The organism is Paenibacillus paeoniae (genome assembly GCF_003388735.1).
In the GTDB taxonomy this organism is placed as follows: domain Bacteria; phylum Bacillota; class Bacilli; order Paenibacillales; family Paenibacillaceae; genus Pristimantibacillus; species Pristimantibacillus paeoniae.
Genome location: NZ_QUBQ01000001.1, coordinates 58,298 through 71,961, shown reverse-complemented (window position 1 = coordinate 71,961; position 13,664 = coordinate 58,298). Strand labels below are relative to the sequence as shown.

The 13,664-nt window shown below is 46.0% G+C and carries 7 protein-coding genes and 1 pseudogene; all 8 read right to left on the bottom strand.

Going from position 1 to position 13,664, the window contains the following annotated elements; genetic code table 11:
- Nucleotides 1–40: 40 nt before the first annotated feature.
- Entirely contained in the window at nucleotides 41–6,301 is a 6,261-nt protein-coding gene (locus tag DX130_RS00380; protein ID WP_116041959.1) for a cadherin-like beta sandwich domain-containing protein, read from the bottom strand.
- Between the two features lie 307 nt (nucleotides 6,302–6,608).
- Nucleotides 6,609–6,680: pseudogene (locus tag DX130_RS27515) on the bottom strand (NmrA family NAD(P)-binding protein); the annotation flags it as partial.
- A gap of 33 nt (nucleotides 6,681–6,713) precedes the next feature.
- Nucleotides 6,714–7,259: a GNAT family N-acetyltransferase gene (locus DX130_RS00375; RefSeq protein WP_116041957.1), complete on the bottom strand. Its 546-nt coding sequence runs from the start codon at nucleotides 7,257–7,259 to the stop codon at nucleotides 6,714–6,716.
- A 171-nt stretch (nucleotides 7,260–7,430) separates the two neighbouring features.
- Entirely contained in the window at nucleotides 7,431–9,386 is a 1,956-nt protein-coding gene (locus DX130_RS00370; protein ID WP_116041956.1) for an AraC family transcriptional regulator, read from the bottom strand.
- A gap of 133 nt (nucleotides 9,387–9,519) precedes the next feature.
- A complete protein-coding gene (locus tag DX130_RS00365; protein ID WP_116041954.1) occupies nucleotides 9,520–9,921 on the bottom strand; it encodes an ArsR/SmtB family transcription factor in 402 nt (133 codons plus the stop codon).
- Between the two features lie 84 nt (nucleotides 9,922–10,005).
- Entirely contained in the window at nucleotides 10,006–11,208 is a 1,203-nt protein-coding gene (locus tag DX130_RS00360) for an MFS transporter (RefSeq protein WP_116041953.1), read from the bottom strand.
- 112 nt (nucleotides 11,209–11,320) lie between these two features.
- The gene (locus DX130_RS00355; RefSeq protein WP_116041951.1) at nucleotides 11,321–12,577 is read right to left on the bottom strand and encodes an NAD(P)-binding domain-containing protein; all 1,257 of its coding nucleotides are present in this window, start codon (nucleotides 12,575–12,577) and stop codon (nucleotides 11,321–11,323) included.
- A 238-nt stretch (nucleotides 12,578–12,815) separates the two neighbouring features.
- Nucleotides 12,816–13,637: a MerR family transcriptional regulator gene (locus DX130_RS00350; protein ID WP_116041950.1), complete on the bottom strand. Its 822-nt coding sequence runs from the start codon at nucleotides 13,635–13,637 to the stop codon at nucleotides 12,816–12,818.
- Nucleotides 13,638–13,664: the final 27 nt, after the last annotated feature.

The following is a 13,664-nucleotide window of genomic DNA, read 5'->3' as shown; positions in this document are numbered from 1 at the left end:
GAGATTACACGCTCGGACAGCCATTTTGACATAACAGGTATTACTCTTTCTTCTCCAATAGTCTCAGAATGACCGTCACCGATTCGGCCCTCGTTGCCTTGTCATTCGGCATGAAGCGATTGCCTTCACGCCCGCTTATAATTCCCAACTTCCGGATCGCTTCTATTGCAGCTTTTGCCCAATCTGGAATGGATGAATCATCAGCAAAGGCGGTTTCTGCAACCTTCGGGTAAGCCCCTTCGATTGCACGGGCAATCATCAATACCATTTCGGCACGATTGATTTGCGCATTCGGCCTGAAGCTACCATCGGCATAACCGCTTATAATACCGGCTTGTACCGCTTGAGCGACCGAGGTTTGCGCCCATGCACCGATCTGTTCCTTATCGGTGAAACTTAGCGGAGCGCCTTCCCCTTGAGGCATAAGTGCGTTCATTAACATGACGGCGAATTCTGCCCGTGTAACGAAAGCATTGGGTTTAAATGTTCCGTCCGGGAACCCTTTGACCATTCTATTCATTACCGCTTTCTTGATGCTTGCTTCTGCCCAATGACCAGCAATGTCTATGAATGAGCTTAAAGGTTCCTCGTCTTGTTGATGTTTGGCCAATACAGCAAATTTTCCAAAATGATAGACCTCTGCCTTAAGCGTATCGCCTTCCACCTTGCCGCCTATTTCTACCCAACGTTTATTTTGCTCGTCGTAGTAGTGCAAGGCTAATGCTTGATCCCTCTTTAAGGCTTCCGGATTCAATTGGATAATGACTGTGACCGGCTTCTTCAAGTTCTCCGATACGTTTTTCGTCACTTCAAAAACCGGACTGGCAAGCTTCTCATTATGGTGGATAAGACTTGCCGTATGAAGCACTTTTTCCACGGTAAGCTCCAGCTTTTGTGTCCATGCGCCTTGAGGAACGATGATGATGATTTCGTCACCAAGTCTCGTTGAGCCGGCTTCTCCTGGATATAGTGTCAACTTTCCATCCGTCGTATTTACCTGGATAGGATCGTTATCCGTACCTGTGGACGAATCAGGTGCAGAAGCGGCACTTGTCGTCACGCTGTACGCGTCAGATACCACACTTTCACCCGCTCCATTAACCGCTGTCACCTTTACGGAATAAGTGGTGCTGGCACGTCGCCCTGTTACCTGGAAATCGTTGTCCGTGATCAGTGATACGTTCATTTTGTTGCCATCCACATACACATGATAACCTGTGGCTCCCGTTACGTGAGACCATGACTGCTTCCAACCGGTTGATGTCATGCCGCTGTGGGCAAGACCCGTTGGAGCTGCCGGTATCGTCGTCACGTGGTAGGCGTCTGACGTCAGGCTTTCGCCCGCATCGTTGACCGCTGTCACCTGCAAGTTGTAAGTTGTTCCGGGCGTACGATCCTTAACCTCATAACTCGTTTCAGTAGTCGGTGATGTGTTCAGCTTTATGCCATCCACATAGATATTGTAACCTTCAGCTCCCTCTACCGCGGCCCAGCTCTGCAGCCAACCGGTTGAGGTGACTTCGCTATGGGACAGGTTTGTTGGCGCTTCTGTAATTGTCGTCACACTGTATGCAGTGGACGCTTCACCTTCGCCTGAATCGTTAACTGCTGTCACCTTCACCGTGTAGCCTGTTCCGGAAGCAAGCCCTGTCAACTGATAGCTCGTACCGGCAATCAGCGATGCATTTACTTTCGTGCCATCCACGTAGATGTTATATCCTGTAGCTCCCGCTGCCGTCGACCACGTCTGAAGCCAACCGGTCGATGACACGCCGCTATGAGACAGGTCAACTGGCGCCGCTGGAGTCGCTACTTGAACATGTACGGTCCAGCTTTGTACGCTGCCGTCAGCAGCTGTGACCGTATAAATAACCGGATTCGTAAAGTCATTGGCTGTAACTCCGCTTGACTGATTAGCAGTCCCTACCTTTGCCGAAGCGTCTTCGGATAATGAGAATGTTGTAATCAGGCCCCTCAAATCCGTACCGCTTGCGACGTTAATGGATACCGTATGCGCAGCAGAATCAATGACGGCAGCGTCGGTTTGCTCTGCAAGGCTGTATGCGGTAATAGCCTTCTCGCTGCTCGGACCAACATGAACGGTCACCGTATAGGCCTTCGTGGAACCGTCTTCTGCAGTAACCGTGTAAATAACCGGTGTATTGAAGTTATTTGGCGTTGTTCCACTTATTTGTACGGCTGCACCTACCGTAACTGTCGCTTGCTCCGAGTGAGTAAAGCTTGCAATCAGAGCGGAACGATTGGTCCCGTACGGAACATTCAGGCTGATGTCCGTTCCATCGATGGTTCCGGTCACGGCCGGTGTCAGTCCCTGGAAGCTGAACGCCGTTAGATCACGTTCTGAGCTTTTGGCTCGAGTAACGTTAATCGTATAGGTTCTTGTTGTTGTCCCATCCTGCGCCGTTACCAGCAATTCAATCTTGTTGACACCGGTATTCAATGGCAGCCCATTGCTGAACTGGTCACTGGATACGGATACAGGTGTTCCGTCATTGACACTCGCCGTTATCGTGGCGCCGGTATGCATCGCAACCGGTTTAACCGTAATGTTGGAGACGCCGTTGTCTACGGACGACGAGTATTGGTTGGTGTTGCTGTTAAAACTTGGGGATAACGTTCCTGCTGACAGTGACAAGCCGCTCAGTCCTGCCTCAGCGCTTGCCGCTCTCGTTACGGTGATGCGATACTCCTTGGTCGAGCCATTCTGAGCCGTCACCGTGACGACAATCGTATTGCTGCCGACATTCAAGCCCAGAGACGGGCTATTCTGTCCGCTGCTAACGGCAACTGGCGTTCCATTATTGACTTGAACCTCTACTGTAGCCGATGAGTCAGCCACTGTCGGTCTTACGGTCATAGAAGCCGTTCCATTGTTGACACTTGCCGTATAGGCAGTAGTTGCTGCCGAGAATCCCGGTGTCAGCGTCCCTGCGCTGATAGTCATCGCGCTCAGATTGGCATTTGCGCTTGCCGCCCCTCGCGTCACTGTAATGGCGTATACCTTCGTATTCGATCCGTCCTGAGAAGTTACCGCTACATTAACAGTTGTATTCTCTCCTGCCGCGAGCGCAATGTTGCCGCTTGGCTGACCGCTAGTCACCGATGCTCCGTTAACCTTGATGGTGGAACCCGAATAAGTAGCGGTCGGAGTCACATTCAAGGCGGCGGTTCCGTATGGGACGCTCACATTGTAGGCAGTTGTCGCTTGGTCAAAGACAGGACTTAACGTTCCCGCTGACAACGTTAACCCGTTTAAGCCTGTAACGGAAGCATCCGCACGTTTCACAATCAATGTGTATGTTCTACTGTCCAGTCCATTGGCTGCTGTTGCTTTCACCGTAATGGTGTTGTCTCCTGTAACCAATGCCGAACCGCCGTTCACTGTGATGACGTTGGAAGAGTCCAATGTCGTTCCCGATACCGTTACACTGTTCACATTAGCTGACACCACTGCTTGATAAGCTGAAGTCAGGTTGTCAGCAACGGGCGTAACGGAAACCGGATCACCCGTACCCGTAGTGACCGTTAAGCCTGTCAGCCAGATCGGCAGCGGCGCGCTGCGCAAGTAAGGCGTCGTTGTGCCGTTGATGATGTTCCATGTATCGATGAAGTTCCATGCGGCGGCAAAGCTGGTTCTGGCCTTCATCTCTTCATTGGTACGACCTGTAAGACCAGTAGCCGCTCCTGATCCCGTTCCGTTGCTCCGCCCGGATGTCGTCGTATTCCAATAATTGTTGCTGAACGTTCCGGCAGAGCCGCTCGTGCCCCGAGCGCCTATCAAGCCGCCCGTTGCAGTGCCGCCAACAACCTTTCCAACTGCGTAATTGTTAGTGTGTGTCCCGCTTCTGTTCTGCCCGATCAATCCGCCTGCGGAACCGGCAGTGCTGATCGCTGTTACCTCTCCAGTAGCAAAGCTGTTGGAGACTGTGCCGTTGTTATTGTATCCAATTAAGCCGCCAGCTTGGCTATTGCTGCGAACCGTACCTGTCGCATAGCTCTGATTCACTACTCCGCTTAAATTCTGACCGACTAGTCCTCCTGCTGCATTGCCGCTGCCTGCAACGTCGGCCACGGAAGCACTTGATTGAATGCTTCCTGTGTTATAGCCGGTCAATCCGCCGACATCATGCCGCCCCGTTACCTGACCGGATACATGCACGTTTTTGGAAGTGGCGCTGCTATGCCAGCCAGTCAATATGCCTACCTTGTCCCGTCCTTTGACCGATGCCTGAACGATCTCCAGATCATACACTTTGCCAAGATAAATATAATTGAACAGTCCGACGTTATCCTCATTCGGCCGATTGATTGTCAGCCCGGTAATACGATGTCCGTCTCCGTACAATACCCCTTCTAGGTAGATAGGCTCCCAGCCTTGACCGCCATTTGCAGATGCGTAAGCAGACAAATCGATGTCTGCTACAAGACGGAACTCTTTCTGGTAAGCATCTGAATCACGGATCGCATTGAACTGTTCAGGAGTTGCCACCAGATACGGAGATGCCGCCGTTCCCTCACCTCCGGCAAACTTGCTGCGAATGATTTCCAGCGTGTATGTTTTAATCGTACCGTCGGAAGCTGTAACTCTTATGGTTACCGTATTGCTGCCTGGCTGCAGATCATCATTCCCACTCACCGTATAGCTGGCACCGGAATCAGTGGTAACTGCTGTAATATTCACATTCTCCAGATCGCAGCCAACAGTAATGGAATAAGACATCGTGCCACTGTCAAAATTCGGAATCGCTACACCATCTGCCTTAATCTCAGCTAAGGTTGCATCAGATGAAATATTCGACGAGGACAGCTTGTTAATAGTGATTTGATACACTTGCGATGCTCTGATTCCTGATGAATCTGCTACTGTAACGATCGCCGTTTGAATTCCGGGAGACAGCGCCTCGCCGCCGACCGTAGTCACAATTGCTCCCGAATCTGCCGCGCTCGCGTCAATCGTTGCAGAAGCGGCTTCATTCGTTACACTTATCTGGTACTGGCGAGCAGCAGACTTGAATGAAGGTGTGAGCGAGCCGGTCGTGCCCGCATCCGGGATGACTGACAAATTGGTCAGCCACAGCGGTGCTTTGTGGCGCAGATAAGGGTAGCTGCTGTCTTCAGTCATCGCCCAAGTTCCACTGAAATTCCAGCCGGCATATTTGGACTGCTTGAGCATATCTTCTGTCGTTAAGCCTATCACTCCGGGATCATGCGAGTTCCAGCCATAACCGTAAGAAGTGCGAGAAGAGTCTACGTTCCAGAACGATCCTGCAACCGTAGAATCATGACTGTATCCGGCGAAGCCTCCTTTAAAACCCGAAGAATGTACGGCTCCTGCCGCATAGCTATTGGTTATCGTGATTTCTCGCGTGGATCCAATCAACCCGCCAACAACGTTCCCGCCGCTTACCGAACCGAGCGCGAAACTGTCCTCAACCACTACTTCATGGATGGTGGCTGGAGGCGTATAGCTTGAAGCTCCCCATCCAATCAGACCGCCTACCGAGGCCGATCCGCTCACATTTCCGGTTGCATAGCATTGTTTGATGACTCCGCCTGACATCATTCCGACAAGTCCTCCAACACTGTCCCCCGTCGATTCGACGTCTCCTTCTGCATAGCATCCGTTGATTTCTTGACCCATAAGGATAACGTAGCCGAATAATCCGCCAATGTTATTGCTGCTGGCATGAACATGCGCCGAAGAGCCAACCTGCCGAGCCGAGGTGGTTTGCAGTTCTCCCACTAATCCGCCGACATGGCCTTCACCCGTTACACTTCCTGATACATAAACGTTGTCCAAAACAGCGTTTGCGGCCGTACCGACAACAATACCTGTACGAGAGGCTCCTTCAACGTTAGCCTGCAAAATGTTGAGATTTGCAATCTTCGCAGAATAAATCGTTCCAAACAAGCCAACATTTTCGGTATCGTCCCGCTGAATGGACAACCCCGTAATGGTATGCCCATCTCCGTCAAGCATTCCGTAAAACGCCGCAATAGGAGCCCACCCTCTGCCTCCATCGGATGCCCTGTAAGCCGATAAATCAATATCTGCAATCAGCTTGTAATGATCCCACGGATCATCCCGCACCCTGTTGAATTGCTCCTCGTCCGCAATTAAATATGGCGTTTCTTCCGAACCGTCACCTCCCGCAAACCCTGAATTAGCATAAGCCTGCATCCCCGGCATGACGGAAAGCATGACGGTCAGTCCCAAAAGCACCAATGCGCTTCTTCGGACAACTCTCTTCCACTGTTGAAGCAACTTTACTCCGTTCATTACCCTTTTCCTTTCATGATGTTCTAAAGCGATTGTGGCTGCGACAATCTATCATTCAATCGCTCCATATTACAATCTATCTATCTTCAGTCAAATACGAGTAAAGTGACGTGGGAAATTTGAAATAAAATGCTCAAAAATAAAAAGGCTCATTAGATTACCATCTAATGAACCACAGTTAAGAAAGCTACCCTTATTAGAGTTATTCTAAAGCTTTGTTTTGCGCGGCAAGGGCGACAGCCTTTGCTCCTAACGCTTGAATAACCTGCCCCTGCTCAGGGGTGCGAGTCATTCCTATCACTTCTTAACCTGCTTTCACTAACTTAGGAAGCAGGGAACGGCCAATTACCCCGGTTGCACCACCAACGAATATTTTCAAGTCAAGACTCCTGATCTCTCTTTATGATGGTTTCTATTCGCTCCGGGATGTGAGCATTTTTTCGTACAGGCTATAGCCGTTTGTCTCCCCGCGATAGGCATACCCGCACTCCGTATAAAACGCATTCAACTTATCACTGCTGGCAAAACAGTCCAACCTAATTCGGTCCTTATTGGCATACCCCATGCCTGACTCTACCCAGTCCATAATATCTTTGCCAAGCCCCTGTCCTGCATAACGTCGATTAACGGTAAGACGGTGAAGATAAACTGCTGTGTCTTTGAGCTCCATTCCCCACAACCTTCTATCCCATTCACTGGGTTGCTGCTGGAGAATGATAGCTCCTGCCAGATCTTGCACATCATCAGCAATAAACAAGACCACTTCACCACGTTTTATCGCTCCATTGAGGTCATGATCGTCATGACCGTCAAGTAATTTCCCCCATTGTCCGGAGCCTTTACTGCGCAGCCAACTTGCAACAGATAACATGAGTTCACAAATGTGAGACTCGTCCGCTTCGAAAGCGAGCCTCGCTGTCACGTTCGGGTTAATGCGGGTTATATTAAGCTGAAGCATGTGTAGTCACTCCTGTTACGTTAATTTTCTACATCATTTTTTGTTCAATTATATATCATCTCCATCACGAACTAAACTTAGATGCCTTATTGCGCTTCCTTGTGCAAATAGTTGGTGTAGATCAGCACTAAAAAAGGGGAAGCATGATCGCCTCCCCCTCAATACTATGATCTATTGCAAATCAAAGGCAGCGAGCACATCATCGATCTTCATACTGTCTGCTGTAGGTCCGTTCAGCATCCAGTGTCTAGATGACATCTTGTACACATTTCCTTGTTGAACGGCAGGAATGGATTTCCATACATTCAGCTCTTCCACTACATTCAACTCCTGTAAAGCAGCCTGTGCTTCATCCTCAGAATCAAACGAGCCGCCTACCGTGACAAATAAATAGTCCGCTGTCAACTCAGGCAGTTTCTCAAGCGATGCTTCTACCCCCCAAGTTCCTTCTTCCTCTTTATTCTTCAAACCGGCCAGCATCGGTTCAAGTATCAATCCTAAATCTTCGTAAGCGATGCTAGTATAGGAGAATGCCGGGAAAAATAGTTGAACATCTTGCTTCGTTGGTCGAATAAAAGCTAATGTTCGATCTGCCCCTATCTTTGCCACAATAGCCTCTTTAGCCTTGCCCAGCTTTTCCTCGTAGTCTTGAATGACAGACTGTGCTTTATCTTCGAGGCCAATTGCCTTGCCGATAGCCGCTATGGACGTCTGCCAGTCGCTGCGATCATAGACGATCGTTGGAGCAATCTTGCTTAATTGCTCATACGATTCTGTATCTGAAGGCAAAAGATTAGCGATAATCAAATCAGGTTTAGAATCGAGAATGGACTCATAATTTAAACCGCCTGGCGTGTAGACGGACGGAACTTTTTTGGCTTGCAGCGTATCGTACAAGTATTGTCCCTTCATGGATTGAGCATGAACCATCGGAGCATCAATCGCCAGCATAATATCTTCAAGCCCGTTCACAGCTATGCGCTGAGGGTTGATCGGAACTTCGCTTTCCCCCATCATATGCTTAACCTTCTTGGTCTGCTGTTGCTCCTGTGTGACAGTTGCTGGAGAGCCGGCTGTAACGGATGGTTCATTGGCACCTGTTGAAGCTCCGCAACCACTGAATAACAAAGTCATGCAGAGCAGCATCACTGCGCCTACTGACAGCTTCAAATCTTTGTACATCGTTAAATCTCCCTCTTTTTCATAATGAGAATCATTATCATTATAGCCGTGACCTTTGCGAGGGACAATGGCTTGGCCTGAACGATTAAATGGACTTTTCTGAACCGATACCTCTGCTGCCCATGATCTAAAGCGCAGTGGCGATACGCCGGTTTGTTTTTTGAACATGCGGCTGAAATAGTAGACGTCCAAATAGCCTATACTCAACGAAATTTGTTGCAGAGATGCCTTCGTTTCTGTCAACAGCCTGCTGGCGTGTTCAACGCGAACTCGAATCAAGTATTCATTAGGCGTTGTTCCTAACTGCTTTTTGAACAGACGTGACAAATAGCTGGAGCTGCACCCAAGCTGCTCCGCCAAACCCTCAACTGTAATAGCTTCCGAATAGCTGGTCTCTATGTAGCGTGTAGCTCGGGACACAAGGTCAACTCGTATCTCCCCAAGCTCCTGCCCAGCCATCTGTCCAACTAATTCATAGACAAATTGATAAAAAACACCTTTGGCATACAGCTTGTCCAACAGCGTAAGCTTGCGCCAGCTTTGTTCCATGATCTCGAATTTTGAATGAAGGGAAAGAGGAGTATGAGGCGTGAATCCATATTGAATGTGGAAAGGACTGCTTCGTTTCAACAGCCGATCCAAATATCGGTTGCCAGGGACAGCTAGCAGAGCCTTGTACATAATAAGAGCATATTCGAGGCGATCCCCTGAAGAGCTCATATCCAGACTCATGCCTTTCCCGCCATGAAGCAAATGAAAGCCATCTACGGCATAACCAACTCCGTCCAGCATCACTCGCCCGCGTCCATACGTCACCCACAGAAAAGCGTTGGATGGAAGCTTGTAACCCCGTAGTTCGTCTCCTTGTACCAATGACTGATATCTAATATCGAGCAGCTTGACAGTGGCTTCGTTCCACAGCAATAGATGTTCATTCCAATTCAAACCAATCACTTCCTGATACTAAAAAGTTGCCTGTCCATAGAGGCTGACTTCATTATAATTGAAAATGATTCTCACAACTAGTGTTTTGTATTGCCATGAATTAAGGTGAAATAAAAAAAGCTCATTAGATGTGTTATCTAATGAACTGTCCACTCTCAGAACCAATAACGCATTTGTCATCCACTCGCATATCCAATCGCTTTTCACATCTAGATGCTTCTTCTGCCATGAGCTCCCGAGGGATGGTCAATACCGTTTGGCGAATGAAAGCATCAAATTCATTATAGTTATTTATATAGTGATAAAAGTTCCATCTTCCTTCTCTCTTTTTAAAGATTAAACCTGCCTGTTCTAATATTTTCAAGTGTTTGGACACATTATATTGGTTTTCACCCAATACATCTACTATTTCAGACACGTATATTTTCGAATCCATGGATAAAAGTAACCACATGATTTTAAGCCTTGTCATATCAGATAACGCTTTAAAAATCGTTACGTATCGCTCCTTAGGATCTACCTCGTAATTCTCCATCTAATATTACCCCCATACAACTATAACTATTTTCAATATACCCTTTCATCTGGAGGTTTACAACATAGGATTCTAAACCAAATGTCAATTAGATACATCTACTGAGCTTTGCAGCTTACTTAATAAGAGCATACAAATGGGAGCGATTAATGTTCCCGCTCCAATAACGAAAAATGCCATTCCCCAACCATATGATTGTAATACAATACCAAACACAAGCGGTGAAAAAATCGTTACCGCAAACCCAAGAACAGATTGAATCCCTAATGAAAGCCCAATAATTTCAGGCTCAGATACTTCTATAACCGTTACATTATAGATAGGTGAATCTGCCACGATCGCAAACCCATAAATAAGTACGAAAACAAGCATCAATAGGATGGGGAGACTTACTGCCCAACCTATTGATAAGGAACAAGTAATACTTATGAACAGAAATAAATTGGCCGCTTTAATTCTACCGATAGAATCTGATAGTTTACCTCCGAGATAAGTAGCAATTCCCCCAATCATAATCACAATTGCTCCTACCATATTGCCATATTGGATAGCGTCCGCTTGATTGAAGCCTTTTGTTGTGAAATAGTAAACAAAAAATGGACCGATCCATGCCCAGATCGCATAAAGTTCCCACGAATGACCGGCATATCCTCCATTAACAAGAAGATTTTGTTTCCTGAATACTTTTTTCAATACATGCCATTGAATCTTTATCGGTATAGGTGAGATCCCTACAGATGGAACTTTCAAGCGATTAACCAAGCATGCCGCAACTATGCTGAAAAAAGAGGTGAGTAAGATGACCCCTTGCCAGCCCAGTTCTTCGAGTAATAGGCTTGATACGAATAAAGAAAATCCAGAACCGACAACCAATGAACCCACATAAATTCCAATCACTTTGCCTCTTTCCTTTGGCGGAAATAATCCTGTCAGCAATCTCACTCCAGGAACATAAATCCCTGCAACTCCTATTCCAGAAAGAAATCTTAACAGCAAGCTTATCCAGAAACCTTGAGCAAAAAAGGCAAAAGCAATACCCGATATACCAGCTACAAATGCTCCATAGACAAAAAAAGATTTTGGATTATACTTTTCGATTAAAACACTATAAATAATGATCGCTACGACGTATCCGACTTGAAAAGATGCAATAATGAATCCAGATTGTGAAGCAGTTAATCCCCATTCCATCTCGATAACTGGCATAATTGCAGAAAAATTAAACCATACTTGCATGACTAAAAATTGTGCAAATGCCATGGACCACAATATTTTTTTTGCGTTCAAAATGAATTCCCCTCTCCTATATTGAACGGAAACGTATACTTACGTTGAATAAGGCATTACTTCCTTTTATAAGAAAAAAAAGACTGCTAGTTTGTCACTAACAGTCTATCTCTTAACCACAAGTTGTTGGCTTACACTCCTGATTCGTACGTTTTGATTCCTCTATCCCACCAGATAAGTAGGCCGAAATGGAACGTACTTGTTCATACCCTGTTGCCAATAAAAATGTTGGCGCACGACCATAGCTTTTCATACCAACAATATAAAAATCTTTTTCTGGATGTCTTAATTGTTGCTCACCATGAAGAGGTACAGATCCACAGCTATGTTTGTTTGGATCAATCAGAGAAGCAATATGATGGTTACTTTCTGTGATTGGATCATTATGTAATCGAAGTTCTTTTAAAAATTCAAAGTTTGGACGATTCCCCGTATTCGCAATAATTTTATCGACTACTAGCTCTTCCTCACGACCAAGAAGCTCACCACGAATCACTACTTTTTCATCTCGTTCGAAGGTTTCATGAATATAGAACGGGGTCTTGATTTGTATAACACCCGCTTCTGCTAATTTACGAATATTAACCCCTAAGCTTCCACGTGCCTCAATGCTATCTTTTTCTTGAAGACCATAGGTTAATGCCACGTCTTTACGCAAAATCCAAGTAATCGAAGTAGCAGCATCTGTTTTTTTAATTTGTGCCAACTCGTATAACGTATTTAATGCTGAATGTCCACTGCCTACAACAGCTACGTGCTTGCCTTTAAAGACAATGGAATCTTTTTCGAAATTTGGAACTCCGTAAATAATTTCATCTTGAAGTAATTGCTCGTCTTGTAACCAAACCCCCTCCGTATGAATAGGGTTCGGGTTTGACCATGTGCCCGTTGCATCGATAACTGCTCTTGCTTCAAGTCGGGAGTTATTTTCTTCCCCGTGTATATAAATAACAAATGGTACTTGTTCACGGTTGGCCGATTTCATTTTGTCTTGATTTTTTTTCGCAATTGAAATGACTTTCGCGTTGTATCGAATGGAGGATTTTATTTCAGGCACTTCAGATAAAGGCTCTAAATATTTTGAAATTAAATCTGCGCCAGTTGGTAATTCGGTTACTGGCGGCAACTCCCAACCTTGACGCTCTAACAATTGCTTCGCATCTGCATCGATATTATTGCCCCAAGTGGTAAATAGGCGTACATGCTGCCAGTTCCGAATATTTGCTGCTACACCGGCACCTGCCTCTAATACTACAAAAGGCACTTTTCTCAGTGCTAATTGTGCTGCTGCTGCTAATCCGATAGGCCCTGCCCCTATTATCACTACAGGTAACTCTTGTACTAGATTACATGATTTTTGTCGTTCCATTTTTCTCTGTCCCTCAATTCACGTGATTTTTCCGTGTCGCTTGAACGAAACACTCCATGAAGTAACAATTAACACCTTTTGAATGCTTATATGCGCAAATAAGCATATATTGATTATCCATAATGGAAGTAGCTTTGTCAACAAACTCTTCTTTATACTGGCCATAGCCGCTCTTATACAACAGCTAGACCTTATCATTAAGTAGAAACGTGAATTTCCCCCGGGATAAGAGCCTAGACTAAAACACTTGAATCATAATTTTAGTTATATAATTCTCTTCTTGCTTAATCACTACGTTATCGTAAATACATTCCTCGAACACATACTCCCCCAAGGTAAACTTTAATTCAGTCATTTGATCCAACAAACGAATATAGGTTTCATGAATGGTAGCTGCTCCCCCGTTATGAAAACCAGTGAGAAAATTCCCCTGGGCTGTTCGAAGGTAAGGGACATCCTCTTTCGAATTCGGCTGCTCCATATACAAGTAGCTATAATTGGTGAATTCGCCACTCAGAATTTGCTCACGTCTGGTTATAGAGCCTAGTGGATAGCCTGTATCGAGTTGCGCTTGCTGCAATTCATTATAGAAGTCAGAAATGCGCGTCACCCGTTCATCTGAAGAAACATCTTTAATATCTTTGCTTAAGTACAAGGTTGTTTCAGGGCAGCTCTGGACCATAATTTGATCTAAGTCAGTTCGGCAGACATACTCCAACGTTTTAATTTTTGCATGAATGATTCTTTCGTTCATTTCGATTTGTTCTCTTTTTTCCTTAAGCTCTGCTTTTTGCTCATACAACAGGGATAAAAAGCTCTCCGGAGATTTATTCAACGTATATCGCTGAATATCATTCAATGTCATTCCCAGCTCCTTCAACAAGCTGATCACATTAAAGAATTCCAACTGCCGAATGGAATAATACCTGTATCCCTTTGCGTCCTTGTGGATCGGAGACAACAGACCTATCTGATCATAGTAAATCAATGTTTGTTTATTTACCTTGCACAGCCTTGCGAATTCACCTGTAGTCAGGTAATTGTTAGGGTTCTCGTTCATTATTTCTCCTGCCCTCTTGACTATATA